Annotated in this window: 25 protein-coding genes; 17 read left to right on the top strand and 8 right to left on the bottom strand. The window is 67.2% G+C overall.

What is annotated here, in order from left to right:
• Positions 1-54 precede the first annotated feature (54 nt).
• Complete coding sequence (locus NMQ09_RS06650) at positions 55-378, bottom strand: DUF7969 family protein (protein WP_255193758.1); 324 nt, start codon at positions 376-378, stop codon at positions 55-57.
• Between the two features lie 245 nt (positions 379-623).
• Between NMQ09_RS06650 and gap the strand changes: the two genes are divergently transcribed.
• The 13 genes from gap to NMQ09_RS06585 all read left to right on the top strand — a co-directional run bounded on the left by gap (position 624) and on the right by NMQ09_RS06585 (position 14481).
• Positions 624-1697, top strand: coding sequence for a type I glyceraldehyde-3-phosphate dehydrogenase (gap, locus tag NMQ09_RS06645; protein WP_255193756.1), 1074 nt, complete (start codon positions 624-626; stop codon positions 1695-1697).
• A gap of 52 nt (positions 1698-1749) precedes the next feature.
• Positions 1750-2958 (top strand): phosphoglycerate kinase, encoded by a 1209-nt coding sequence (locus NMQ09_RS06640; protein ID WP_255193755.1) that lies wholly within the window; start codon positions 1750-1752, stop codon positions 2956-2958.
• A 76-nt stretch (positions 2959-3034) separates the two neighbouring features.
• Positions 3035-3988 carry a bifunctional 2-dehydro-3-deoxygluconokinase/2-dehydro-3-deoxygalactonokinase gene (gene kdgK1, locus NMQ09_RS06635; protein ID WP_255193753.1) on the top strand — a complete coding sequence of 318 codons (954 nt, stop codon included), beginning with the start codon at positions 3035-3037 and terminating at the stop codon, positions 3986-3988.
• Between the two features lie 266 nt (positions 3989-4254).
• Positions 4255-4470, top strand: a complete 216-nt coding sequence (locus tag NMQ09_RS06630; RefSeq protein WP_255193751.1) for a DUF8015 family protein — start codon at positions 4255-4257, stop codon at positions 4468-4470.
• Between the two features lie 47 nt (positions 4471-4517).
• Positions 4518-5519: an ornithine cyclodeaminase family protein gene (locus NMQ09_RS06625; RefSeq protein WP_255193749.1), complete on the top strand. Its 1002-nt coding sequence runs from the start codon at positions 4518-4520 to the stop codon at positions 5517-5519.
• Between the two features lie 72 nt (positions 5520-5591).
• A complete protein-coding gene (locus NMQ09_RS06620; protein ID WP_255193747.1) occupies positions 5592-5927 on the top strand; it encodes a hypothetical protein in 336 nt (111 codons plus the stop codon).
• Between the two features lie 183 nt (positions 5928-6110).
• Entirely contained in the window at positions 6111-7127 is a 1017-nt protein-coding gene (locus tag NMQ09_RS06615) for a DHH family phosphoesterase (protein WP_255193745.1), read from the top strand.
• A gap of 136 nt (positions 7128-7263) precedes the next feature.
• Positions 7264-7935, top strand: coding sequence for a type 1 glutamine amidotransferase domain-containing protein (locus tag NMQ09_RS06610; RefSeq protein WP_255193743.1), 672 nt, complete (start codon positions 7264-7266; stop codon positions 7933-7935).
• A gap of 280 nt (positions 7936-8215) precedes the next feature.
• Positions 8216-9853, top strand: a complete 1638-nt coding sequence (locus NMQ09_RS06605; protein ID WP_255193741.1) for a globin-coupled sensor protein — start codon at positions 8216-8218, stop codon at positions 9851-9853.
• A gap of 213 nt (positions 9854-10066) precedes the next feature.
• On the top strand, positions 10067-10924 hold the full coding sequence (locus NMQ09_RS06600; RefSeq protein ID WP_255193739.1) for an HVO_0234 family beta-propeller protein: 858 nt from the start codon (positions 10067-10069) through the stop codon (positions 10922-10924).
• Between the two features lie 62 nt (positions 10925-10986).
• The gene (locus NMQ09_RS06595; protein ID WP_255193737.1) at positions 10987-11508 is read left to right on the top strand and encodes a hypothetical protein; all 522 of its coding nucleotides are present in this window, start codon (positions 10987-10989) and stop codon (positions 11506-11508) included.
• A gap of 81 nt (positions 11509-11589) precedes the next feature.
• A complete protein-coding gene (locus NMQ09_RS06590) occupies positions 11590-12441 on the top strand; it encodes a ribose-phosphate diphosphokinase (RefSeq protein ID WP_255193735.1) in 852 nt (283 codons plus the stop codon).
• A 237-nt stretch (positions 12442-12678) separates the two neighbouring features.
• Positions 12679-14481: a site-2 protease family protein gene (locus NMQ09_RS06585; protein ID WP_255193733.1), complete on the top strand. Its 1803-nt coding sequence runs from the start codon at positions 12679-12681 to the stop codon at positions 14479-14481.
• A 154-nt stretch (positions 14482-14635) separates the two neighbouring features.
• On the opposite strand, the gene ileS is transcribed toward NMQ09_RS06585, so the two are convergent.
• The gene (gene ileS / locus NMQ09_RS06580) at positions 14636-17839 is read right to left on the bottom strand and encodes an isoleucine--tRNA ligase (RefSeq protein ID WP_255193731.1); all 3204 of its coding nucleotides are present in this window, start codon (positions 17837-17839) and stop codon (positions 14636-14638) included.
• 467 nt (positions 17840-18306) lie between these two features.
• Entirely contained in the window at positions 18307-18528 is a 222-nt protein-coding gene (locus NMQ09_RS06575) for a DUF8151 family protein (RefSeq protein WP_255193729.1), read from the bottom strand.
• Positions 18529-18628: 100 nt separating this feature from the next.
• Between NMQ09_RS06575 and NMQ09_RS06570 the strand changes: the two genes are divergently transcribed.
• The 3 genes from NMQ09_RS06570 to NMQ09_RS06560 all read left to right on the top strand — a co-directional run bounded on the left by NMQ09_RS06570 (position 18629) and on the right by NMQ09_RS06560 (position 20883).
• Entirely contained in the window at positions 18629-19258 is a 630-nt protein-coding gene (locus tag NMQ09_RS06570) for a uracil-DNA glycosylase (protein ID WP_425607260.1), read from the top strand.
• A gap of 85 nt (positions 19259-19343) precedes the next feature.
• Positions 19344-20048, top strand: coding sequence for a 5,6-dimethylbenzimidazole synthase (bluB, locus tag NMQ09_RS06565; protein ID WP_255193725.1), 705 nt, complete (start codon positions 19344-19346; stop codon positions 20046-20048).
• Between the two features lie 25 nt (positions 20049-20073).
• Positions 20074-20883, top strand: coding sequence for a homing endonuclease associated repeat-containing protein (locus tag NMQ09_RS06560; RefSeq protein WP_255193723.1), 810 nt, complete (start codon positions 20074-20076; stop codon positions 20881-20883).
• Between the two features lie 35 nt (positions 20884-20918).
• Here the strand turns inward: NMQ09_RS06560 and NMQ09_RS06555 are convergent, their stop codons facing one another.
• The 5 genes from NMQ09_RS06555 to NMQ09_RS06535 form a co-directional block, all read right to left on the bottom strand.
• On the bottom strand, positions 20919-21794 hold the full coding sequence (locus NMQ09_RS06555; RefSeq protein WP_255193721.1) for an aminotransferase class IV: 876 nt from the start codon (positions 21792-21794) through the stop codon (positions 20919-20921).
• Entirely contained in the window at positions 21791-22438 is a 648-nt protein-coding gene (locus NMQ09_RS06550) for an anthranilate synthase component II (RefSeq protein WP_255193719.1), read from the bottom strand. The genes NMQ09_RS06555 and NMQ09_RS06550 overlap by 4 nt, the downstream gene beginning before the upstream one ends.
• Positions 22431-24047 carry an aminodeoxychorismate synthase, component I gene (gene pabB / locus NMQ09_RS06545; protein ID WP_255193717.1) on the bottom strand — a complete coding sequence of 539 codons (1617 nt, stop codon included), beginning with the start codon at positions 24045-24047 and terminating at the stop codon, positions 22431-22433. Before pabB ends, NMQ09_RS06550 begins: the two co-directional genes overlap by 8 nt.
• 90 nt (positions 24048-24137) lie before the next feature.
• The gene (locus NMQ09_RS06540) at positions 24138-24782 is read right to left on the bottom strand and encodes a helix-hairpin-helix domain-containing protein (RefSeq protein WP_255193715.1); all 645 of its coding nucleotides are present in this window, start codon (positions 24780-24782) and stop codon (positions 24138-24140) included.
• 103 nt (positions 24783-24885) lie between these two features.
• Entirely contained in the window at positions 24886-25686 is an 801-nt protein-coding gene (locus tag NMQ09_RS06535) for a shikimate dehydrogenase (protein WP_255193712.1), read from the bottom strand.
• Positions 25687-25916: 230 nt separating this feature from the next.
• Between NMQ09_RS06535 and NMQ09_RS06530 the strand changes: the two genes are divergently transcribed.
• Positions 25917-26861 (top strand): calcium/sodium antiporter, encoded by a 945-nt coding sequence (locus NMQ09_RS06530; RefSeq protein WP_255194563.1) that lies wholly within the window; start codon positions 25917-25919, stop codon positions 26859-26861.
• Positions 26862-26903: the final 42 nt, after the last annotated feature.

Here is a 26903-nt window from a genome sequence, read left to right as displayed (position 1 = left end):
CCTGAGCATGGCGGGTCGGGCGCGAAAAGCGTTGTGGGTGCCGGAGCCGGTCGCTCAGGGCCGAAAATCGAACCGGGGCCCGCCGTACGTCGGCGGGTCCGGCTCGAGTTCGACCCCGCGTTCGAAGCGAACGAAGTTGAGGTAGAACGGGCGGCCACAGCCCTCGACCGGCTCACCCTCGAGGTCGGTCGTCGGGCCGTCCTCGCCACAGCGGAAGGCGACGCCGTCGGCCGCCTCGAGGTCGTCGTTTCCCGGCTCGGCGTACTCCCAGCCCGGCTGGGGGATGGTGGTGACGGATTTGTCCGCGAGGTCGGGACGACGCTCGAGGCGCGTGACCGCGTTGCAGTGGGGGCAGGTGTAGCTGACGGTGACGGTCATCGACCATGGTAGGGGGTCAGCCGACCTAAGAACTGTGCCCTGCTGGCGACGGCGTCGCGTCGGCGCACCGTCGGGTGGCGGTAGGGTCAAGCCGTAGGTGTCGTTCGTTACTGGTCGGTACACATTCGATTGGTGATAGTAACCCAACTGCGGACTATATCTGGAGCCGACCGGAACGATGCCTGTCGTTTTCATCCCCGTTGTCCGGGACAACAAATTTAACTCTCGGCGTAGACCCCTCAGTTATGAGACATCACGTCTACAGCGGTGGCGCGGGATCGAGCGAGCCGCTTCGAATCGGGCTCAACGGCTTCGGACGGGTGGGCCGGAGCATTCTTCGCGCGTCGCTGACCGACGACGACGTCGAGATCGTCGCCATCAACGACGTGATGGACGACGACGACATGGAGTACCTGCTCCGGTACGACTCGGTCCACGGGCGGCTCAGCGGGGTGTCACGTGAGGGAAGTACCCTCTACGTCGGCGGCCAGGAGATCCAGCTGTGCTCCGAGCCCGAGCCGTCCGAACTACCGTGGGACGACTTCGACGTCGACGTCGCCTTCGAGGCGACCGGCCTCTTTCGCACCCACGACGAGGCGGCCCAGCACCTCGAGGCTGGCGCCGACAGGGTCGTCATCTCGGCCCCGCCGAAAGGCGAGCGGGAGGTCCCGATGTTCGTCTACGGCGTCAATCACGAGACCTACGACGGGGAGGCCGTCGTCTCGAACTCCTCGTGTACGACGAACTCCGTCGCGCCGGTTCTGCAGGTGCTCGAGGAGGAGTTCGGCATCGTTTCGGGCCTGCTCCTGACCGTCCACGCCTACACGGGGAGCCAGGGCCTCGTCGACGGACCGATGGAGAAGCGTCGTCGCGGCCGCGCCGCCGCCGAGAACATCGTCCCGACCACGACCGGGGCGGCGATCGCGGCCACCGAAGTACTGCCCGAACTCGAGGACAAACTCGACGGGATGGCGATGCGCGTCCCGGTCCCGAACGGCTCGATCACCGACCTCACGCTCAACCTCGAGGCCGACATCACGCGAGAGGAGGTCGCCGACGCCCTCCGCGAGGCGGCCGACAACAGCCTCGCCGGCGTCCTCGGCTACACCGACGAGGAGATCGTCTCGCGGGATATCGTCGGCTTGCCGCTTGCCTCCTACGTCGACCTCGATTCCCTGATGGTCGTCGCCAACGACATGGTGAAAGTGCTCGCGTGGTACGACAACGAGTACGGCTTCTCGATGCAGATGCTGGCGCTCGCGAAGTACGTCGCCGCCGAAACCGAGGCCATCGACCACGACGAGGCGGTCGTGCGCTGATACTGACGTCGTCTGACTCGGCTTCCAACCGACTGGACTGATCTACCCACTCATGCCCACGTTTCGAACCATCGACGACCTCGAGCCCGGACAGCGGCTGCTCGTCCGCATCGACGTCAACGCCCCCATCGAGGACGCGGTCGTCCAGGACGACCGCCGGTTCGCCCGCCACGCCGAAACGATCGCCGAACTGCTCGCCGAAGACCACGCGATCGCCCTGCTCGCCCACCAGGGTCGGCCCGGGAAGGACACGTTCGTCTCGCTCGAACGCCACGCCGAGCTCCTCGCCGACCACCTCGGTCACGCGGTCGACTTCGTCGCTGACACCTGCGGCGAAGACGCGCTCGCGGCGATCGACGCCCTCGAGCCGGGCGACGTCCTCCTCCTCGAGAACGTCCGTATGTGTGAGGGAGAGCTCCCTGAAGCGGACCCCGAGGTCAAAGCCGAGACGGAACTCGTCCGAACGCTCGCCCCCGAGTTCGACGCCTACGTCGGCGACGCGTACTCGGCGGCCCACCGGTCTCACGCCTCGATCGTCGGTTTCCCCCTCGTGCTGGACGCCTACGCGGGGCGCGTGATGGAAGCAGAGTACACGGCGAACACCGCCCTCCAGGACCGGCCGTTCGACGGTCCGGTCACACTGGTGTTGGGCGGCACGAAAGCTGAGGACACGATTCCGGTCGTCGAACGCCTCTGTGACACCGTCGACCGGTTCTGTCTCGGCGGCGTCGTCGGCGAACTCTTCTTGCGCGCCGACGGCCACGACGTCGGCTACGACGTCGAGGGAACCGACCTGTTCGATCACCAGTGGGACGACCACCGGGAGGCGATCGAGCGTATCCTCGAGTCCTGTGGCGACCGCCTCGTTCTGCCGACCGATCTCGCCTACGACGACGACGGCGAGCGCGCGGAGACGTCCCTCGAGGGCGTGACGAAAGAACGGCCCTTCCTCGACGTCGGCGCCGAGACGGCCGATCGCTACGCCGACCTCGTCGCCGACTCCGCCGCCGTCTTCGTGAAGGGCGCACTCGGCGTCTTCGAGGACGACCGGTTCGCCCACGGCACCGTCACGGTGCTCTCGGCGATCGCCGACGCCGACTGCTTCTCGGTCGTCGGTGGGGGCGATACCGCTCACTCGATCGAACTGTACGACCTCGAGGAGGAGGACTTCTCGCGCGTCTCGCTCGCCGGCGGGGCGTACGTCCGCGCGCTCACCGGCGAGCCTCTCGTCGGGATCGAGGTGCTCGAGCACGAGGACTGAGCTAACGGTCACGGTCGTCGAATCGCCACCCTGCTCTCCCCGCTCTATTATGCCGGCGGTCGTGGACGGCTGACGCATGACGGAGCTCGTTACGTTCGGCGAGACGATGCTCAGGCTGTCGCCCCCGCGTCACGAACGCCTCGAGACCGCGGCCACACTCGAGGTCCATCCCGGAGGTGCCGAGAGCAACGCGGCGGTCGCCGCCAGTCGTCTCGGAACGGCTGCAACGTGGCTCTCGAAGCTCCCTGACTCCCCGCTCGGTCGCCGGGTGACTTCCGGCCTGCGGCGGCACGGCCTCGAGGTCGACGTCGTCTGGTCCGACGCGGGCCGGCAGGGCACCTACTACCTCGAGCTCGCGGGCGATCCACGGGGAATCGACGTCGTGTACGATCGAGCCGACGCCGCGGTGACGACCGCGACCGCCGACGAGCTGTCCACCGAGCCGATTCGAGACGCCGAACTATTCTTGACCAGCGGAATCACACCGGCGCTGTCGTCGACGCTCGAGCGAACGGTGGGTGAGCTGCTCACAATCGCACGCGAGGCGGGCGTCGAGACCGCGTTCGACGTGAACTACCGGCGGAAGCTGTGGTCCCCGAAGACAGCCCGTGAGACGCTCGAGGGCTACTTCCCCCTGATCGACGTCCTCGTCACGCCGCTCCGTGACGCCCGTGCCGTCCTCGACGAGCGCGGCGACGCGAGCGAGATCGCCACGGAGCTCACCGACGAGTGGAACTTCGAGACGGTGGTGGTGACGTGTGGCGCGGACGGCGCCGTGGCCTGCCGGGACGGATCGCTCGTCGACCGACCGGCGTTCGAGACGGAGACGATCGCCCCGATTGGGACGGGAGACGCCTTCGTCGGCGGCTTCCTCTCGAGCCGACTCGACGGCGCCGACCTCGGAGCGGCGCTCGAGTACGGGGCTGCAGTTGCCGCACTCAAGCGGACGATTCCGGGAGACGTCGCGGTCGTCGAACCGGAAGCCGTCGACCGAATCGTGGCGGGTGACCACTCGACGATTTCCAGGTGACGTACCCGCGCCGCCGTCCGTCGAGTGGCATTGCCACTGACGTCGACCAGGGCATCTCGATGGTGAAACCGGGACGCTCGCGTCTCGACGGCCCATGTGGCCATAATACGAGTTCGATACTCCATATATTTCTACCAGGACGTTTGGAATAATTCACTCATAAGTTATGGGAATTCACGCCCCAAAGTATGGGTCATAGACGAATCCAATATCAGCCTATTATAGGAAAGGCTTATATACTAATCTCCCATAGTATGAGATAGATTATGGCTGGATATTACGACATTGTACTTGGGCTCGTTCCGGTTGCACTGCTAGGGATCACTGCAGCGCTCACTGTCGTCGGCGTCTCGCTGACGAGTGCCGTCCCGATCGGTGCGTTCGTCGCGCTGGGAATCATCGGCCACTCGATGTTCGTCAATTCACCGGTCGATCAGCGCGACGAGAGCGGTCCCTCCCACACCCCAGCCAGAGCGGACTAACTGCCCACTTCTCCTCCCTTTTTCACTCAGTCGGTCGTTGGTTCGGTATGACCGAGACGCTGTTTCTCACCAGTGCAGACGTCACCGACCTCGTATCGCCTCCCGACTACGTCGACGCGGTTCGGGAGGGCTACCGCCAGCGCGGTGAGGGTGGGGCTGCCAAACCTCGCCAGCAGTTCTTCCGGGCGGATCCCGACGGCCTGTTCACGAGCTACGCCGCCATCCTGCCCGAAACCGGAGCGATGGGTGGCTACACGTACTCCGCCGGGTTCGGTGCGGGCGACGCCTGGTTCGTGACGCCGCTTTTCGACGCCGAGTCGGGCGAGCCACTGGCCATCATCGACGGCGCGAGCATGAACCCCTTCAAAACCGGCGCGGCGGGGGCCGTCGCCGTCGACGAGCTGGCCCGCGAGGACGCCGAAACGATCGGGATCATCGGCACCGGCCCCCAGGCCCGCGGCCAGCTGATCACGACCGCGACCGTCCGCGACTGGCGCGACGTTCGCGTCTACTCGCCGACGCGCGAGCACCGCGAATCGTTCGCCGCCGAGTTCGACGCCGACCTCGAGGCCAACGTCTCCGCCGTCGACTCGAGTGCCGAGGCCGTCACCGGCGCGGACGTGGTGATCACGGCGACGACCGCGAGCGAGCCAGTCGTCGACGGCGACCTGCTCGAGCCCGGGACGCACGTGACGGCGATGGGGCAGTATCACCCCGAGAAGCGGGAGCTCGACGTGCCGACGATCGAGCGGGCGACGTACGTTCCGGACCTCACAGAACGGGTCACGCAAGATGCAGGGGCGTTCATCGCGGCGCTCGAGGCGGGTGCGATCGAGGCAGACCACGTCCACGCCGAACTCGGCGAGGTCGTCGCCGGGATCGCGCCGGGTCGGACGAGCGACGACGAACTGACCGTCTTCGACAGCGGTGGAACGGGCATCGAGACGGTCGCGGCGGCGCACCTGCTCTACGAACGGGCGCTCGAGGCGGGCGTCGGGACGGAGATTTCGTTCGCACCGGCCAGCGAGGCGCTGACCGGGCGGTTGTGAGCCGGTCGGGACCGAACGGTCGTGAGGCAGCCGGGACCGAACCGATAAGCGATCGCGGTTCCAACGCCGAGTATGCTCCGCGAGAGACGCCGGTCCGTCGTCGGAATCGTCGCGTCGGTGGTGGCCGTCCTGTACCTGCTCGGTGGCTTCCTCTGGGTGACCTCGTACGAAGGCACGTCCGCGTTCGTCGTGGGCTTTTTCGCGATCCACGTCGGGCTGGCGATCGTCGGCACGGCTGGCACGCTGTTCGGCCGTGGCGTGCCGGCGATCGTCGCCGGCTTCGTGAGCTTTTCGCTCGCGTTCTGGCAGGCGAGCTTCTGGCTGGCAATCGTCCCGGCCGCGTTCGTCCTCGCCGGGGCAGGGTTTATCGTCGCGGACGCCGAGGCCGAGGAGCCCTCGAGGGCGTGACTCTTGCAGCCCCCCACTCAGAACGACTGATGTGACCGCGTCGATGCAACGGCGGGACAGTTCACCGTTACAGCGGGAAACGGTCCCACGAGCCAGTGGCAGCCACCAGGCAACCTGCCATTACTCGGTTACGGCTCTGAAAACCGCCGCTGGGTTCAAGCGGATCGCCTCCCTATACCGAATATGTCCCGCGCGGCGGAACTCGAATCCGTCCTCGAGGACGCCGGATCACTGGCGGTCGTCACCCACGACAACCCCGATCCGGATAGCCTCGCCAGCGCCGTCGCCCTCGAGAGGATCGCCGACGCCTGCGGGGTCGAGGAGATCGTGATCGTCTACGGCGGGGAGATCTCCCACCAGCAAAACCGTGCGTTCGTCAACCTGCTCGAGGTCGCTGCCCGACGCATCGACGAGGTCGATCTCGAGGCGTACGACTGTATCGCGTTCGTCGATCACTCACGGACAGGGGCCAACACGGAGGTGCCTCGATCGATCGACCCCGACGTCGTCGTCGATCACCACCCCAACGGGGCCGTCGATGCCGCGTTCGCCGACGTTCGCGTCGAGTACGGGGCGACGTCGACGATCTTCGTCGAGTACCTCACCGACCTCGAGGTGGCGATGACGAGACGGGTCGCCTCGGCGTTGCTGTTCGCGCTCCATCGCGAGCGACTCGATTTCATCCGCGAGCCCACGAAACGGGAGTACGAGGCCGCCCTCGCGGTCTATCCGGCCGCAGACCTAGAGTTGCTCGAGCGGCTGTACGGCACCGCGTTCACGTCGGCGACGATCGACGCGATCGGGCGTGCGATCGCGACCCGAGACCGACGCGGCTCCTCGTTGGTCGCCTCCGTGGGGCGAACCACGGAGACCGACGCGCTCCCACAAGCGGCCGACTACCTCCTCAACGTCGAAGGTGTCGACACCGTCCTCGCCTACGGCATCGTCGACGGCACGATTCGGATGAGCGGCCGGTCGATCGATCCGCGGATCCACATGGGCGAGACGCTGAAAGCGGCGTTCGAGTCGTTCGGCTCCGTCGGCGGCCACCACGACATGGCCGGCGGCCGCATCGACCTCGGCCTGTTCGCCGACCAGGGCGACGACGAGGCGGACTTACTCGAGTTCGTCGGAACGCGGATCGAGCGGCGCTTTTTCGACGCGCTCAACCTGAACGGCGAGTTCGACGACGAGAGCTGATACGGCCGGAGAAAACGGTTCACTGAGTGTTGTCCAGGAGTATGAGAACGGCGACTGCGTTGGCGCTCGGACCGACGGTCCTCCCGTCACGAGACGGCTCCACACTTTAGTGGATGGTCAGGGTACGGTGTGACGTATGCCCGCTGCACTGTTCGTCGTCAGCGAGGAAGGCTACTGGGGAGAAGAGTGTATCGTGCCCCTCGAGCGACTCACCGAGGCGGGCGTCGAGGTGACGGTCGCGACGCCGACCGGTTCGCCGCCCGTGATCGACGAGCGGTCGGTCGATCCGGCCCAGGTCGGTGCGAAAGAAGCCGAGCGCCTCCGGACGGTTCACGAGACGGACGACCGACTGACCGATCCGATCCCGATCGCCGAGGCTCGCGCCGACGACTACGACACCGTCGTCTTTCCCGGTGGGCACGGCACCGTCTGGGACGTCAACCAGGACCGTCACGCTCGCGAACTGCTGCGCCAGACCCTGGAGGGCGACGGCACGGCGCTCGTGATCTGTCACGCCGTCGGGCTCCTCGCGTTCGCCCGGGACCGCCACGGGGCGTTCCTCGTCACCGGCCGCGCGGTTACCGGCTTCCCGAACGAGTGGGAAGCAGACATCGTCGACGAGACCGACCGACTGCCAGACGGGCGGAAACTCCCCTACTGGGTCGAAGACGAGGTGAAAGCGGCGGGCGGCGAGTGGGACGCCGAACTCGACGCCGACGTGAGCGTCACCGTCGACGGCGACCTGATCACCGCCCGAGGACCGGGCTCTTCGCGTGTGGCTGCAGAGACGTTGCTCGAGGAGCTGTAGTACTCGTTTCGGCGACCACTGTCGTCCACTCGAATCGCTCGATTGTTGGATCCAGGTGCCGTTCGAGTTGGCCGAAAATGCAGCGGTCTCTCACCAGAGACGATCGGTACCTCTTCAATATCCGTGGCGATATCGGCAATTCCACCCGTTTACGCGCGGTTGTAGTTAGAATTCACGTTCTGAAAGTGGGTCCATACTCTTCTGGATAAAAAGTAACAACTGAATCCTAAATGGTGTCTATAAACATTTAAGGTATCTTGGTGTTATCTCGTGTCATACTATGACAATACGACCGGACGACGCCTTCGGCCACGAGGGGTTGAACGCGCACGTCGACGCCGATGCACTCCTCGACGACATCGCACTCGACGCCGAAGAGATCGCGTGGCGGAAGGAATTCATCCAGTTCGACGAGGAGGACGAGCGTCGACTCTCGGATCTCGAGTCGCTGTTCCGGGATCGCCAGAACGAGATCGCCGATCGGTTCTACGAGAACCTGACGAGCTACGATGGCTCGCTCGAGATCATGGGCCGGTCGCCGAAGGGGATCGAGGCGTTGAAACAGACCCAGCGTGCGTACCTCGTCTCGCTCGCGACGGGTGCCTACGGCGAGGAGTACTTCCGGAATCGGGCTCGGATCGGGAAACTGCACGAGCTGATGAACATGCCGATGAAGTACTACGTCGGCCAGTACGGCGTCTACTACGATCTCATCCTCTCTGAAATCGACGAGCGGGTCCAACGCCAGACGGTCGACGCGATCGAAGCGTGGGCCGACGAGGAACTGGGATCGAAGGAGTCGACATCGGGGTTCGTCGATCGGTTCCTCGGCGGGGGAGCCGGGGGTGACGAGGCCGACGGGCTCGACGAGACGCTCGAGGAGACGGTCCGGGAGTCGATTCACGACGGAATGGCCGACATTCTCGCCGTGCTCCGGATCGTCAACCTCGATCTGCAGGTCGCCACGGACACGTACTTCGAGAGCTACAGCCGAGAGCTCGATCAGGCGGTCGAGCGACGGAACGCCCTTGCCACTTCGGTTCAGCGCGACGTGTACGCGCCGATCGAGGAGCTCGACGACGCGTCGTCGTCGGTCGCTCGAAGCGCACAGACGATCAACGACCTCGCAGCGAGTCAGGCCGACGACATGGACACGATCGCCGACGAGGTCGAGTCGCTGAGTGCGAACGTTCAGGAGATCGCCGCAACCGCCGAGTCGGTCGACCAGGTGAGCACCGACGCCGAATCCCTGGCGGACAGCGGGGTCGAACAGGCGAACGCGGCGCTCGAGGAGCTAGAGGCGGTCCAGTCGGTGGCAGCCGAACTCACCGAGACCGTCTCCCGCCTCGAGGAGCGAACGGCAGCCATCGACGAGGTGATCGATCGCGTCGACAAACTCACCGAGCGGACGAAGGTGCTGGGGACGAACGCCTCCGTCGAAGCCAAGCGCGGTGAGAACGCCCAGGGGACGCTCGAGGTCATCGCGAGCGAGGTGCAGTCGTTCGCCGGCCAGACCCAGACGGATCTGGAGGCCGTCGAGCGGGAGGTCGAGGAGATCAAGGCGGTGGCGACCGAGACCGTCGACCGGGTCGAGGAGACGACCGACCGGCTGGCGACGGGCGTCGACCGAGTCGACGACGCGGTGCTTGACTTCGAAGCCATCCACGACGCGACCGAGCACACGTCGGAGGGGATCGACGACGTCGCGACCGCGGCGGCCGACCAGGCGAGCAGCGCCGAGGCAATCTACCGAACGATTCAGCAGTCGGCGCAGAAGGCCGACCGCGTCTCCGGAGAAACGGAGTCGGTCGCCGCGGCGACCGAAGAACAGACGGTAAAGCTCTCGGAGATCGCCCGCTCCGTGGGAACGCTCACCTCCATCGACGACGTCGAGCGCCGGCCCGTGTACGAACGGTAACACGAAATCGGCGGTCGCCGTGACGACGCGACCGGCGCTCGCGGCGACGCCGACTCGAGCAGCACAGCGCACGCCGCGACGGCAGATCGCTGTCGACGTTGCGTGTGAGTCTGAACCGCTGTCGACGTTGGGTGTGGGTCCGGATCGCTGTCGACGGTGCGTGTGGCCCCGGCCGACGGAACGCTTTCGAGGCACGAGGACGACGCCACCGGTATGGATTCGATCGAAGAAAAACGCGTCTACGACGAGCGAGACGGGGCGACCGCGGTGTACGTCGCCAGTGCGACCGGGCTCTGTCGGGTCCGCGTCTCCGACGACGCCGTCGGAGCGTTCGGGCTCGTCGAGCGCTGTGCCAGCCGAGACGTCGCCGCGAGAGCCGGCGAACTGGCGGTCGCGACGGACGAGGACGTGCTCGTGACCGAACGGCCGGCAGCTCCGAACGGCGTCGAAACCGACGTGGCGCTCGAGGAGACCGGATTCGGCCCCGCAGTCGCCGTCGGCTACGACGACGACGTGCTCGTGGCCGCCGCCCCCGACGGACGCGTGGCCCGGTGGGAAGCAGACGAGTGGGTGTTCCTCGAGCGACGCTCGAGCGCAGACGTCAGGGCGATCGACGGCGACCTGGTCGCCACGGCTGACGGGGTCGTTCGTCACTGGGGCGGGTCGCTCGAGCCCGCCGGTCTCTCGGCCGTTCGCGACGTCTCGGTGGCGGGCGTGCCGCTCGCAGCGACCGACGACGGCCTGTACAAGCTGGGTAACGGCTGGATGCGAGAGCGTTCGGGCCCGTTCGACGTCGTCGCAGCCGACCCCCGATCGAGCCCCGGCGAACTCGAGCGTGCCCACGCAGCCGCCGGCAACACGCTGTACGAGCACGACGACGGCGAGTGGCTCGAGTGCGAGCGCGCGGACGCCGCGATCGTCGGCGTCGGTTACGGCGAGACGATCTACGCCGTGACCGAGGACGGCACGTTCCTCGCGGTCGGCGATGCCGGGTGGCGATCGCACTCGCTTGGCGTCGTCGACGCGTCGGGACTCTCCGTCTCGAGGGCGCGCGAGACCGACCGCGTCTGACGAGCGGCTGTCGATCGTCTTGCGGGAGAGTTATCATCCACGATGCCCATTCGCCCAACTGAATGAGTGAACTGACGCGACGAGGGCTGCTCGCAGGGGCGGGTGCGGTGACCGCGGTGACGGTCGCCGGCTGTCTCGGCGAAGACGACGACCCGAGCACCGGCGCCGACGGCCTCGACGGGACGGACGCAACCGGTGACGGCGACGCAGAAGCCGAGACCGAAGCGGGCGGTGACGACTCCGCCGGAACCGTCCTCGGCGAGATCGTGGTCGAGAATCTGGACGACGGCTCGCACGTGGTCGACGTCCTCGTCGAGCTCGACGGGGAGATCGAACACTGGTCGACACACGACCTCGAGGCGGGCGGAGAAGGGGTAACAATCGAACCCGACTGGCCAGCGGACGCGGGCGAGTTTCGGCTGACAGTCCGGCTCGACGAGGAGGAGTTCACCGAGGTTACGCCCGCACAGTGGAACGACCCCAGCTGTCTCGCCGTCCTCGTGCTGGTCGGTCGCGATGGCGGACTCAGGATCACGGGCGACACCGCGAGCGGCGCCTGTGAGCGCGACGCCGGTGGCGAGTGATCGGGAGCCGACGCCGTCGGCCGATCGACGAGCCGGCTGCCAAACGAAAACGGGTTTAGTCCCCGGACTGTGGCTTCGAGCATGATCGTCACCGGATCCGCGTCGCAGGCACTCGCTGCGGCGCTCGCACGCGAACTCGAGGAACCGCTGGCTCCCGTCTCCTACGACCGATTTCCTGACGGGGAACTGCTCGCGGCGGTACCGGGATTCGACGCCGACCGCGCCGTAATCGTCGCCTCGACCGTCTCGAGCGAGGCCCACCTCGAACTGCTCCAGCTCCAGGACGCGGTCCGGGAGGCCGGCGCCGAGGAGGTCGTCACCGTGCTCCCGTACATGGGCTACGGCCGCCAGGACAAGGCGTTCGATCGAGGCCAGCCGATCTCCGCGCGGGCGGTCGCACGAGCCATCTCGACCGGTGCAGACCGGGTGCTCACCGTCAATCCGCACGAGGCAGCCGTCTGTGACTTCTTCGAGCCGGTCGCGGAGACGATCGACGCGGCGGGACGCCTCGCCGAGCCGCTCCCCGACGACCTCGCGGAGCCGGTGTTCCTCTCGCCCGACGCCGGCGCGATCGAGCTGGCGGAGACGGTCCGGGACGCCTACGGCGAGGGCGACGTCGACTACTTCGAGAAGGTCCGCCACTCGGGCACCGAGGTGGAGATCACCCCGAGCGACGTCGCCGTCGAGGAACGAGACGTCGTCGTCGTCGACGACATTATCGCGACCGGCTCGACGATGAGCGAGGCCATCGCCGTCCTCGGCGAGCGAGGCGTTTCCCGCGTCTTCGTCTCTTGCGTCCACCCGCTGCTCGTCCGGGACGCCTACGCGAAACTCTCGAGCGCCGGCGTCGAGGCCATCTACGGCACCGACACGATCGAGCGGCCGGCGAGTGCGGTCTCGGTCGCCCCCACGGTCGCCACCCACCTCGAGTGAGTGCGTCCTCGCCGCGCTGACTGTCGTCGGATCGTCGAATCGTTCGCCGGACGCCGTTCGTTGATCGGACGATTGATGTTGGTTCATTTCTACTGACGTGATAGCAACGATGAACGAAGGCGGTACTCACGATCGACGCTCGGATCGCTCGCCGCATCGTTTCGCGAACTGGCGGGCCGGTATCGACGATCGAACGGCGTTCGTCGGCCGTACCCCGGCGAGTCGAGCCGTCGACTGATGCTGGGAACGTTGCTCTGGATCGGCGTCGGCGTCGTGGCCTTCTCCGTCGTCGGCTGGGTGCTCGAGGCTCGTGGTCGGCTGCCCGACTGGATCGACGCGACGGGGCCACTGGTCACACTCGAGACTCGAAGCGGACTCGGGGTGCTCGACGGACTCGCAGGGCCCCGGTACCGTCGGCCGTGGCGAGCGTGGACCAACGGCGGCGTGATCGTCTCGCTCTCGCTGGTAGTGGGGACGTTCGCGCTCGTCCTGATCGCAGGCTACGCCGCGACGACGACCGATGCCGCGAGCGAGGTGGCCCAGCCTCGAAACGCGCTGGCGATCCCCGGCGTCAACGACTTCCTGCCGCTGTCGGCGGCGCCAGAGATCGTCTTCGGCCTCTTCGTTGGCCTGTTCGTCCACGAGTTCGGCCACGGCCTGCTCGCCCGCATCGAAGACGTCGGCGTCGAGTCGGCGGGCCTGATCTTTCTGACTGTCGTTCCCTTCGGAGCGTTCGTCGGACTCAGTGAGGCGGACGAGCGCGCCGCCTCGACGCGGAGTCGAAACCGGATCTACGCGGCGGGCATCGCGAACAACCTCGCGCTGGCGGCTCTCACGCTCGCCTTGCTCGTCGCGCTCGTCTCGACGTCGATCGTCGCGATCCCCGGCTTCGCGGTCGGCGGCGTCGCGCCCGGCACGCCCGCCGAGGAGGCCGGCCTCGAGCGTGGCGACGTGATCACCGCCGTCGACGGCGCCCCCATCGACGGCGACGACGACCTCCGTTCGGCTCTCGCCGGTGCCAACCGAACGGTCGACCTCGCGGTCGAAGGCGACCGGGACGGCACCGAGACGGTGTCCCTCGAGCGGTCGGTCGTCGTGGCCGGCTCGCTGGCAGCCGACAACTCAGTCGACGCCGGCCCGGCCTCGCTCGAACCCGGCGACGTGATCACCGCCGTCGACGGGTCGCCCGTCCACACCGAACGCGAGTTCGCCGACGCACTCGCGAACGACACGCACGCGACCCTCAAGACGGACGACGGCGAGACGACGATCGTCGCCGGGGTCGCCGTCGCGGCGGTGGCCGACGACGGACCGCTCGCAGCCGCCGGCGCCTCCGAACCGGACGACTCCGAATCGCTCGTCCTCACACACCTCGACGGCGAGCGACTCGTCGGTGCCGACGACCTCTTCGACGCCCTCGCCGCGTCCGACCCGGGCGAGACCGTCACGCTCGAGGCGATCGTCGACGGCGAACGTCGAACGTACGACGTGACCCTCGGCGAGCGCGACGGCGCGGCGTTCGTCGGCGTCACGCCCATCGCGGGGACGGCCGGGATCACGGTGACCGACTTCGGGGCAGCTGCCCATCCGAGCGACCAGCACCTCGCGATCCTCCGCGGTGAACCCGCCGCCGACGGCCTCGGCTCGTCGGCACTCGAGCGCGTGCTGGCGATCGCCTTCCTCCCGTTCGCAGGCGCGATCGGGGGCCTCTCGACGGCGAACTTCGCCGGCTTCGTCGGCACCACCGCCAACGTCTACGCCGTCACGGGGGCACTCTCGTCTCTCGGCAGCGGCGTCTTCGTCATCGCGAACCTGCTGTACTGGACGTGGTGGCTCAGCCTGTTGCTCGGCGTCTTCAACTGCATCCCGTTTTACCCACTCGACGGGGCGAAGCTCCTGCGGACGTCCCTCGAGGGCGGTTGCTCGCGGCTCTCGATTCCCCGTCCGGAGACGGTCGGCACCGTCGGGATGACGCTCGCCAGCGTGCTCGTCCTCGTCGCGATCGGGCTCGTGTTCGTGGGACCGGTGCTGTTCGGCTGAGCGGTCCGAGGGCGACTCCCGATCGGCGGCGCAGGATTCGACCTCGCGTCGACAAACTCACGATCCGGCCCGTGACGACTCACGCCGGTGACCTCGCCACCGTCGACGTCGATACGGAAAATTGCCTCGCTGGCTTCTGACGCTCTCGAGGGGCTCAGGCCGTCGACTCGGCCAGCGGCGAGATGGCGAGTTCGACGTCGATGCCTTCGACGTCCCACTCCTTGCGGTGGCCGTCCTCGACGGTCCCGAGCTCGTCGGCACGCACTTCCTCGCGGATCAGGTCCTCGCGCTCGGCGACCAGCTCGGCGATCCGGTCGTCGTCGACCTCGAGCTCGAGTGCGATCCGCTCTTCGACGTCTAAGTCGAGCTCTTTGCGCATCTCCTGGACGCGGCGGATGACCTCTCGGGCGTAGCCCTCGCTCTCGATGTCGTCGGTGAGCGAGGCGTCGACGTAGACGACGCCGCGGTCGTCGCCGTTCAGGCCGAAGGCGGTGCCGGCGACGCTGTCGGGCGTCTCGGTGACGAACGAGACCATCTCCGCCTCGAGTTCGACCGGCTCGGCGAGCGCGTCGTTTACGGCCGCCTCGAGCGACTCGAGGGTCGGCTCTTCGATCCGGGTCTCGTTGAGCGCGGTCATGACCTCGCCGGCGCGCCCACCGAATGCGGGGCCGAGTTTGCTCATGTCGGCTTCGGCGCTGTAGGCGAGTTCGCCCCACTGCTGGTCGGGGGAGACGAGTTCGACCTCGCGGGCGTTGAGGCGGTCTTTCAGGAGCGCCTCGTGGCGGGACACGGCGTCGACGACGCGTTCGTCGTCGGCGGCGACGACCACCCGCGGGACGGGCCAGCGCAGCTTTCGCCCGGCCTGCTGGCGGGCGTTCGCGCCGGCTTCCTCGATGGCGCGCAGGAACGAGACGTCTACCTCGAGTTCCTCGTCTTCCCAGTACGATTCGACAGCGGGCCAGTCTTCCATGTGGACCGTCGGATGGCGTGACTCGCCGGTGAGCGTGCCGTAGATCTCCTCGCTGACGAAGGGCGCAAAGGGTGCGAGCAGGACGACGACCTCGCGCAGGACGTGGGCCATCGTCGTGTAGGTGGCCCGTTTGCTCGGGCTGTCGCTCTCCTCCCACATGCGTTCGCGAACCGCCTGGACGTAAAAGCGCGAGACGTCCTCGACGAGGAAGTCGAGGAGGGCCTCGAGCGCTTTGTCCTGGCGGAATTCATCCATCGCCTCGGTCATCTCAACCTTCGTCGACTGCAGGCGAGCGAGCACCCACTCGTCGACGAGTTCGAGGTGGTCATCCACCGCCTCGAGGTCCGCCTCGGCGGGGTCGAAGCCGTCGAGGTCCATGTACGGCAGCGGGAAGCGGAAGACGTTCCACAGCGTCCGGAGGTGGTTCTCCATCGTCCGCATGCCGTCCCACGAGAAGCGCATGTCGTCGCCCTGTGGGTTCGCAGCGAGCAGGAACATGCGCATGGCGTCGGCGCCGTGGCGGGAAATGGCCTCGCCGGGTTCGACGACGTTGCCGACCGACTTGGACATCTTCCGACCGTCCTCGTCCAGTGCGTGGCCGTGCATGAGCACCTTGTCGTAGGGGACCTCGCCCATCGCAGCGGTGCCCATCCCCAGCTGGGACCAGAACCAGCCGCGAGTCTGGTCGTGAGCTTCGAGGATGAAGTCGGCGGGCCAGAGCTCGTCGAAGCGGCTGTCGTCTTCGGGGTAGTTGAGCGTGCCCCAGGAGGCGACCGAAGAGTCGAGCCAGACGTCGAAGACGTCGGGGATGCGGCTGTAGGTCGTCCCGTCCTCGGTGATCGTCAGCCCGTCGACGGTGTCCTTGTGGATGTCGACCGTCTCGGGGTCAATCTCCTGGTCGACGCGCTCGGCGAGCTCTTCTCGCGTGCCGACGACGATCACGTCGTCCATGTCGCCGGTCCAGCTTTCAGGAATCCAGATCGGGATCGGGATGCCCCAGTAGCGCTGCCGGGAGACGTTCCAGTCGGGAGCGTCCTCGACGAAATCCCGGAAGCGGCTGTCACGCGCCCAGTCGGGATACCACTCGCTGTCCTCGATGTTCTCGAGGAGTTCGTCTTTGACGTCCGTGATCGTGATGAACCACTGGTCGGTGACGACCTGGATAATGCCCGTGTCACAGCGCCAGCAGTGGCCGTAGCTGTGGGTAGTGGTCACGGAGGCGAGCATCGCACCCTCGTCCTCGAGGTCGGCGATGATCTCCTCGTCTGCGTCCTTGACGAACTGACCGGCGTACTTGCCACCGGCCTCGGTGTAGGTGCCGTCGTCGCCGACGGGACAGAACGCCTCGAAACCGAGCTCCTGACCGCGCTCGAAGTCCTCCTCACCGTGGCCGGGTGCGGAGTGGACCAGCCCGGTGCCGTCGCCGTGGGTGTCGACGTAGTCGCCGGCGTAGACCTCGAGGGTGCCCTCGCCGTCGACGTGGTCGGGGACCTGCTCGGCGAGTGGGTGCTCGTAGGACCAGCCGATGAGGTCCTCGCCAGTAAGTTCTTCGACGACCTCGTACTCCTCGTAGCGTCCTTCCTTGAGGACCTCCTCGTGTTTGGCCTCGGAGACGTAGAGCAGTTCCTCTTCGCCGTTTTTCTCCGCACGGACGCCGACGTACTCGCCCTCGGGATCGACGGCGACGAACGTGTTCGCCGGGATCGTCCACGGCGTGGTCGTCCAGATGACGATCGATCCCTCGCGCTCTGTGAGGTCGAATTTGACGTAAACCGAGGGGTCCTCGACGTCCTCGTACTCGACCTCGTTGTTCGCCAGCCCGGTCTCACACCGGGGACACCACGAGATCGACCGCTTGCCCTGCTCGACGAGGCCGCGGTCGGCCGCCTTGGCAAAGCCCCACCAGGCGGCCTCCATGTACTCCGGATCCAGCGTCCTGTAGGGGTCGTCCCAGTCCATCCAGACGCCGAAGGACTTGAAATCCTCCTGCATGGCCTCGAGGTTCTCCTCGGCGAACTCCTTGCAGGCTGCGATGAACGCGTCCTCGCCGAAGTCCTCGATGTCCTTTTTGTTCTCGAAGCCGAGTTCTTCCTCGACTTTCGTCTCGATGGGCAGCCCGTGCATGTCGTAGCCCGGCCGATCGGTGACGTCGTACCCCTGCATTCGGAGATACCGGATGTAGACGTCCTTGAGCGTCTTGTTCCAGGTCGTTCCCAGGTGGGCCGCCCCGGAGGTGTACGGCGGGCCGTCGACGAAGAAGTACGGCTCGGCGTCCGCCCGATGCTGTACGGTCCGCTCGTAGGCGTCGACGTCCTCCCAGTACTCGAAAACCGCCGCCTCGAGCGCGTGCGGGTCGTACTGGTCGTCGACCTCGTCGAACCTGCTCATACGTACCGTGATTCACTCCGGTAGTAAAGAGGAATCGGTCCGACGGACACGACTCCCAGCGTATAGTACTCGTTGAAACGAATTACACCCGGTCACAGCCGAGCGGCCAGCCTCGGCCTCGTTACCGAGGCTGTCCGTTCTACTGCGAGCAGTGTGTAACCCGTTTCAGTTGAGACTACAGACTGGCGGCCAGTCGAGCACGGTAGCGACGCTGCGTCCGAAATGACGGCGCCTCAACAGTAACGGATTGCTCAAAATCGCTATTAGTCGGGCTACGAAGTATCGAATGGGGGACGGACGTGGTGGATGTAACGGGAGCCGATGCAGTGGGGGGTTGGAACGCAACGGTTTCAGGGGGATCGTTGCAGGTGGCGTCAGTTCCGGACGAGACACGCAGGTCACGGCCGTCGTGACCACCGAACGTCCTCAGCGTCCCCACGGACGTGGTCGAACCGATCCCGAGCGCGTCAGACGAATCGAGAGAGAACTTTTCCGTAGCCGACGCCGTAGAGCCCCGCGTACAGCATGACGAGGCCTGCACCGGCGAGCCACAGCGCCGCCATCGAGTCGCCAGCACCGAAGTACTGGAGGCTCGCGTACTCGGCGGCGAGCCCGCCGACGGTCAGGACGGCGGCGATCAACACGTAGAGGAGCACCGAGAACAACTCGGCGAACAGTTCCGATTGCATTGTGGGCCCTACGCGCTCCAACGATCCTAAACCTGTCCCTTCCAGAACGACCCAACTGGGTTCCGTGACGCATACCTGCGCTGCCCTCGAAACGACACCTGTGCCCGAGTTTCCGACGACCCGCCACGTCGTTGCACCCGACTGTGCCCGCTGTCCGGCGCTCGTCGAGTCCCGCGAACGCATCTCCTGGGGGACCGGCGACCCCGACGCGGACGTCCTGGTCGTCGGCGAGGCCCCCGGCTACGGGGACCCGACAGCCGATCGATGGCGAGGCGGCAACTGGACGGGAAAAGCGTACACCTCACGCCACTCCGGCCGCCGGATCCGGACGATGCTCGAGCGGGTCGGCTACGCCGACGACGCCTACTACACGAACGCGGTGAAGTGTTTCCCAGCCTATCCGGACGAGCCGACGACCAACCGCGAGCCCACGGACGAGGAGCGAACGACCTGTCGTCGCCACCTGCTCGCCGAACTCGAGGTGGTCGACCCGGCCGTCGTCCTCACGACGGGAAAACACGCCACGACGACCGTGCTCGAGGCGGAGGATCGGACGCTCGAGAGCTTTCTCGACGCGGTGCTCGAACCGGTCCGGTGTGACCGACTCGACGTCTGGCTCGTGCCGATCCTCCATCCCTCGTATCAGGACGTCTGGCTCGGCCGGCTGGGCTACGAGTCCGAGAGCTACCTCGAGGCGGTCGAAGCGACGCTCGAGGCCTGTCTCGGGTAGTCGATCGGCGGTTTCGCGCACCGACTGCGGTGTTTTGGACTCCCGTACAGAAACGCTCTTCAAATAGAGTTTCGCAAACACCACTATGGTTGCGTTTAGCGACGACGAGATTCGGGCGGTCTACGAGACGATCTACGCTCGCCGGGACGTTCGTCGGTTTCGTGGCGAGCCAATTCCCGACGACGCGCTCGAGCGAATCGTCGACGCCGCCCACCACGCCCCGAGCGTCGGCTTCTCTCAGCCCTGGGATTTCGTCGTGATCCGCGACGAAGGGACGAAAGCCGAAATCGCGGCGATCGCCTCCCGGGCGATCGAGGCCGCGTCGGTCGCCTACGAGGAATCCAGACGCGAAGCGTTCGGACGGCTGAAACTCGAGGGGATCGAGGACGCGCCGGTGAACGTCTGTGTGACCTGCGATCCGACCCGCGGGGAGCCCCACGTGCTCGGTCGAAGCTCGATGCGCCGGACGGACGTCTACTCGACGTGCCTCGCGGTCCAGAACCTCTGGCTCGCCGCCCGCGCCGAGGGGATCGGCGTCGGCTGGGTGAGTTTTCTCTACCCGTCGGAAGTCAGGGAGGTGCTGGGGATACCGCCACACGTCAAGCCGATCGCCTATCTCTGCGTCGGCTACCCCGAGACGTTTCCCGACGAGCCGATCCTCCAGACCGAAGGCTGGCGCGACCGACTCGACCTCGAAGAGCTCGTCCATCTCGAGCGGTGGGCTGGCGCGGAGACGCACCCCCGCAAGGAACTCGGCGTCGACGAACGCGAGTCGAACCCGTCTGCCTAAGGGCGTCTCGGCCCTACGGTGGCGTATGTACCACGACGACGTCGACGACGAGGAGGAAGAACGACGGCGCGCCGACGCCACCCCGATCAATCTCGGCGGTGGCAAGAGCGACGAGGTGCTCGACGCGATCCGCGCCATCGACGAGGAGCTGATCGGCCGGCCGCCGACGCCGCGAGACTGGCGCGACCGGGAGACGCCGGCGACCGAATCCGAGGTACTCGAGCGCTTCGACGGCAGCTGGGACGACGCCCTGGTCGCAGCCGGCCGCTTCAGGGCGAGTCACCGCGCCGGTCACGTCGACATCCTCGAGCAACTCGAGGCCGTCGAAGAGACGAACGAGGCGCTCGCCGAGGAGGGCGTCGACCGCCATCCCACGCTGTTCGAGGTCGTCGATCACACCGGAATCGACCCCGACGAGTTCCTGCTGGTCTTCGACACGTGGTTCCACGTCGTCCGGGGCACCTTCGGCGAGCAGCAACTCGAGCCCGAACACATCACCGAAGAAGAGGTGATCAGGGACGTCGAGCGGATCGCCCGCAAACTCAGTCGGCCGCCGTCGATCACCGACGTGGACGAGTGGGGTGCTTACCCCCGGGTCACCTACCACCAGACGGTGGGACTGATCGACGACATGTACGAGCTGATGGACGACGAGTTGCTGCCGACGAAAGCCGAACTGATCGAGGAGCTCGAGCTACTGGCCAGCGAACTGGATGGCTCGCCGACGATGGTCGACGTCAACGAGCACAGCCAGTATCCCTACAAGGTGTTTTTCATCCACTGGGACACCTGGTCGGACATTCTCGAGGACGTCGACCTGTCCGGTGACAACTGAGACGGAGAGACGCTGCTCGCAGTGTGTACCCCGTTTCAGTTGTTACTGTAGCTCTCGGCTTCGACCCGTTCGTCGAACCGTTCTGCCAGCAGCGACGTCACCGGACCGCCGCCGATCGCGTGCCCGTCGATCGACGCGACGGGACGAAGTTCCCACGTCGTGTTCGTGAGGAACGCCTCGTCGGCCGTGCGAACGTCGGCCGGTTCGTACCAGCCCTCGTGCGTCGAAATGTCCGCGTCGGCTGCGAGTTCGAGCACTACCCGGCGCGTGATCCCCGGCAGCACCGGCCCCTCGAGCGTCGGGGTGTGTAACTCGCCGTCGACGACGAAACAGAGGTTGCTGGTCGCCCCCTCGGCGACGCGCCCCTCGAGGTCACAGAGCAGCGCCTCGTCGGCGTCGGGCGAGAGTTCCGTTCGCGCGAGGATGCCGTTGAGGTAGTTGTGCGTCTTCGCCGCGGCCGGGAGCGCCGCGTCGGGAATCCGGCGCGTCTCGACCGTCTCGACCGTCGCCGGGCCGTCCCAGACCGACTCGCCCTCGAGCCCACCACGCGGGAGCGGCTTCACGTAGACGACGACGGTTGGATCGACCTCGGGCTGTGGCGTGAGTTTGCCCGGCTGGACGCCGCGGGTGATCGAGAGCCGGACGTAGGCGTCCACGAGGTCGTTCGCCGCCAGCGTCTCGTCCATTCGGGCCCGGAGGTCCGCCCGCGAGCAGCCGTGCTCGAGATGGAGATGCTCGCAGGTTCGCTCGAGTCGCTCGGCGTGGGCGTCCCACTCGAAGATCGTCCCGCCGTAGGCCCGCAGGGTCTCGAACGCGCCGTCGCCGTAGCGAAAGCCGCGGTCGTCGACCGAGACCGTCGCCGCCGAGGCGGGGACGAGGTCGCCGTCGACGTGGTACTGCAACTCGCTCATCGGTCGTCTGCGTGTGCGGCCGCCAGCGCACAGAAGTTTCGGATCATGCGTTTGCCCACCGCGAGCGAGATCGCACCACCGTCCTCCCCGGCGCCCGACTCGCGGGTCAGGATGCTCTCGGGGTGAAACTGGACACCGAGGTGGGGTTTCTCGCGGTGGCGGACGGCCATCAGGACCTCGCGTTCGTCGGCCGTCGTCGCCGTCTCGAGCAAGCTCTCGGGCAGGTCGTCGCGTTCGACGGCCAGGGAGTGATAGCGCCCGACCTGGAAACGGTCGGGGAGGCCCGCGAAGAGCCCCTCGCCGTCGTGGTCGACGACGGAGGGCTTGCCGTGGACGACCTCCGGGGCGTGAACCACGGGCGCGCCGTTGGCGGCACACAGCGCCTGGTGGCCGAGACAGACCCCGAGGATCGGGTAGTCGGTCTCCTCGAAGAGGGGGATCGAGATGCCTGCCTCCTGGGGTGTCCCCGGCCCCGGCGAGACGACGATCCCCGTGGGGTCGAGGTCGTGTACGTCAGAGATGGAGAGCGCGTCGTTTCGCCGGACGAGCACCTCGTCGGCGACCTCGCCCACGTACTGGACGAGGTTGTACGCGAACGAGTCGTAGTTGTCGATCACGATGATTCGGGTGTCGCCGTCACTCATCGGCCGACGCACCTCCGTCGGTCTCGACGGTCATCGCCGCCCGTTCGCCCAGGGCCTCGTCGACGGCGGTCACGAGCGCCCGGGCCTTGTCGAGGGTCTCGTCGTACTCGCGAGCCGGATCGGAGTCGTGAACGATCCCCGCGCCGACGCGCAGGTGGTGCTCCTCAGCGTGGCGAACGAGCGTCCGGATGACGATGTTCAGAGTGGCGCGCCCGTCGAAGCCGAAGATCCCCACGCTGCCCGTGTACGGCCCCCGGCGGGTCGCCTCGAGTTCGTCGATTATCTCCATCGTCCGCGGTTTGGGCGCACCGGTGATCGTCCCCCCGGGGAACACCGCTGCGATCGCGTCCGCGAGCGTTACGTCGTCGCGGAGTGTCCCCGTCACGTTCGAGACGAGGTGCATCACCTCCGAGTAGCGATCCACCCGGCGATACTCGTCGACCTCGACGGTGCCGTACGCACAGACCTTCCCGAGATCGTTTCGCTCGAGGTCGACCAGCATCGCGTGTTCGGCCCGTTCTTTCTCGTCGGTCAGCAGGTCCGCCTCGAGGTCGGCGTCCTCCTCCGAGGTCGCCCCCCGCGGGCGGGTCCCCGCGATCGGCTCCGTCCGGACGAAGTCCCCATCGCGCTCTCGCGGACTCCGTTCGCTCGAGCAATCCGAGGTGCGTGGCACCTCGCGCTCGAGTAGCAGTTCGGGGCTCGCGCTCACGAGGTCCGCGGCTCGAAACTCGAGCAGGCCGGAGTACGGCGCGGGGTTCACCCGACGGAGGGCGTCGTAGGCGGCGACGGGATGGACGGCCGCGGGCGCGACGAGTCGCTGGGAGATGTTCGTCTGGAAGGTGTCACCGTCGCGGACGTACGCCTTGACGCGGCGAACCCGGTCGGCGAACGCCTCCCGGCCGCAGTCGCTCTCGAAGGTCGCCGTCGTCGCCTCGACCGGCGGGGGACCGACCGACGGATCGCCCGCCTCGATCCGATGGGCGAGTTCGAGCGCCCGGTCGCGTCCGCGTTCGTAGGCCGCGTCGGGATCGTCACCGACGCGTGGACAGGCGGTGATCCGGAGCGTGGTTCGGTCGCCGTCGCGTGGCTCCTCCCAGGCGGCGAGTCGGTCGTAGACGCAGAGCTCGAGTCGCGGCAGTCCGCGGTCGTCCGCCGCCGTTCCCGGGAGCGCCTCGAGTTCGCGGGCGACGTCGTAGGAGAGCCAGCCGATCGCCCCGCCGGGAAACGGGACGTCACAATCACCCCGGGAGAGGGCCTCGGTGGAGAGGAGGCCCTCGAGTGCCGCGAGCGTCGGCGACTCACCGTCGCGAGAAACCGCGTCGGGACCGACGGTGAGCCGGTCGATCGGGTCGACGCCGAAGTATCCCCAGCCGGCCTGCCCGCCGGTCGTCTCGAGGAACGCGCCCCCGTCGCTTCCGGCCGGACGTGCGCGTCGGTACGCGAGAAACGGATCGTCAACGGTGAGCCTGACCTCGACGGGGATCCGCACGCCAGCGGAACCGACGTCCGTTCCCGACGATCGACTCGCCGTCGTCCCACACCCACCGGCGACACCTGCAGCGGTGCGCCTGAACGCGTCGATCGTCGTGACGACGTACGGATCGCTCATGACCAGGAAATAGACGCGCTGGAGTAACTGTTTTGCGGTATGAAAGGAACCCGAAGCGGGCTCGCCGGTCGGGCTCGAGGGCGGCCGCAGCTATCGGACGCTCGCCCGATCGATCCAGCCCTGGATGCGCTTTTCCGAGAGGCCAGTTTCGGCCGCGAGGGCCTCGGCGTCGGCCGCGGCGAGGTCGGCGACGGTCTCGACGTCGGCGCCGGCGAGCCGGTCGGCGTACGCCGGTCCGATCCCCTTGATCACGTCGACCGGTTCAGCGTCCACTGACGTCGCTTCCTCGGCCGGTTCAGCGTCGCCCTCACTCGAGTCGTCGGCCGGTTCAGCGTCCACTGACGTCGCGTCGTCGCTCGAGGCCGCGTCCGTTTCGTCGGGCGCTGCTGCCTCCGGCGCCTCCTCGGTCGGTTCGGACGGTTTCTCGGTCGTCGGTGCGGCATCTGTTTCGGTCGGCCCCGTCGCTTCCGCGGGCTCGGCTGCCCGTTCCGAACGCTCACGTGGCTCCGTCATCGAGCCGGTGGAACTCGAGGCGGTCGTGCCGGCAGCGGCCGCCTCGTCGGCGGCGCCGGTGGCATCGACGTCGCTCGTTCCGGGCTCGTCGACGCGGTCGTCTGGATCGGCCCGCTCGCGACGTTCCCGCTCGACGGTCACGCCGACGTCCCGCTCTCGCGCAGCGTCCGACGGCGAGTCGCCGACCCCGAGCAGCGACTTCAGCTTCTGGAGGATTCCCATTACCCTGAAGTATCGGTTACTGCACCTAAAGTCGTTTGATCCGGTAGTGTCAATTCTCGCAAGCGCGCACTCGAACCGGGTCGAAGAGTCGATCGAAGCGCGCTCAGAGGGTCGATCGAAGCGCGTCGTTCATCGCCTCGACCGGTGCCGCCTCGCCCGTCCAGCGCTCGAGTGCCTCGACGCCCTGGTAGAGCAACATCCACGCGCCGTCGATCGTCGTCGCCCCGGCGTCGGCCGCCTCACGTAAGAGCCGCGTCTCGAGCGGGCTGTAGACGGCGTCCATCACCACGAGGTCGGCGTGGAGCGCACCGGCCGGAACGGGCGAGACATCTTCGTCCATCCCGACGCTCGTCGCGTTGACGAGCACGTCGGCGTCGGCGAGCAGGTCCGGGAGCGACTCGAGGCCGTGTCCCGTCGCGTTCGGGACCGCCGCGGCGAGGTCGTGCGCCGTCGACTCGGTACGGTTTGCGATCGCGACCGCCGCGCCCGCATCAGCGAGGGCGAACGCGATCGCCCGGCCCGCGCCGCCGGCGCCGACGAGCACCGCCCGCGCGCCCTCGAGATCGGCGTCGCCGCGCTCGAGCGCCCGCAACGCGCCGGCGGCGTCGGTGTTGTGGCCCGTCGGGTGCTCGCCGCCGAAGTCGATCGTGTTCACCGCGCCGATCCGTTTCGCGAGGTCGTCGGGCTCGACGTACTCGAGGACGTCTCGCTTGAACGGGATGGTGACGTTCAGGCCGCAGATCCCCAGGGCGTCGGCGCCGCGGATGGCCGACTCGAGGTCCGCGGACTCCGGTTCGAACGTGACGTAGCGGGCCTCGAGGCCGAGTTCGTCGTACGCTGCCTCGTGCATCGGCGGCGAGAGCGAGTGGCCGACCGGGTTGCCAATGAGACCGAAGACGTGCATAAGCGTTCTTCGTGGTGGCGAACCCTTAATCGGTCTGATCCGACGGCTCGCAGGCCGGCTACGGTCAGCCACGCCGAAGCGGACAACGGCGAAGACGACGGAGTCGAGCCCCAGCAGGACGGAACCCCCAGGTCGTGAAACGGGCTGGTGCTACCAGACAGCGGTGCGTCTGCGCCGTTGATCCCGGTTCCGCACGGCTTATACGCGAATCGGGACTAGTCAACCGTATGATCCTCGAGGGAACCGCCCTCTTTCTCCTCTTGCTCGCGGGCGGGATCGTGGCGCTCTACGTCGGCGCGGAGTTGCTCGTCGCCGGAGCCGCGCGAGTGGCCCTCGGCGTCGGCCTCCGGGCGGCGACCGTCGGAGTGACCGTGGTCGCGCTCGTGACCACCGCGCCGGAGCTGTTCGTCGCGACGATCGGCGCGCTCGACGTCTCGGGGGACATCGGCCTCGGAACGGTCGTCGGCTCGAACGTCGCCAACATCGGACTCGTGCTGGGACTCGCAGCGTTGATTCGTCCGCTCCCGATCAGCCCACTCGTACTCCGCCGGCACGTCCCGTTCATGGTGCTGGCTGCGTTCTTGCTGCTCGTCCTGAGCGTCGACGGAACGATCGGTCGACTCGAGGGAGCGGTCCTCCTCACCGTCCTCGTGGGCTTTACCGGCTATCTGCTGTACTACGTCAACGCCGATCCCGCGCCGGTATCGGCCGAGCCCGGATCGGGTGAAGGGATCACGCTCCGGACCGTACTGCTCGTCGTCGGTGGGTTACTCGCGCTCGTGATCGGCTCTCGGTGGCTCATCTCGGGCGGGCGGGGCCTGCTCGCCGCGATGGGGTTTTCGGACCTGTTCATCGGACTCACCGTCCTCGCACTCGGCACCTCGTTACCCGAGCTCGCGGCCTCGGTCGTCGGCGCGATCCGTGGCGAGACGGCGTTCTCGATCGGGAACGTCGTGGGATCGAACATCTACAACGTTCTCGCCGTGATCGGGATCGTCGCGCTGATCGTCCCGATCTCCGTCTCGCCGAGTACCCTGCGCTTCGAACTCCCGGCACTGGTCGCGTTCACGCTCGTCCTCGTCGGAATGATGGCCCACGGCGACGAGTTGAGTCGCGTCGACGGGGCGATCCTCGTCGTCGGCTACGTCGGCTTCGTCTTTCTCTTATTCCCGTGATACGCGTCACCAGGGTCGCGAGCTGAACGCCGGCGGCTGCGC

Source organism: Natronobeatus ordinarius (genome assembly GCF_024362485.1).
GTDB lineage: Archaea > Halobacteriota > Halobacteria > Halobacteriales > Natrialbaceae > Natronobeatus > Natronobeatus ordinarius.
Note: the sequence above shows the minus strand (reverse complement) of the source record. Positions and strands in the feature narration are given on the sequence as shown.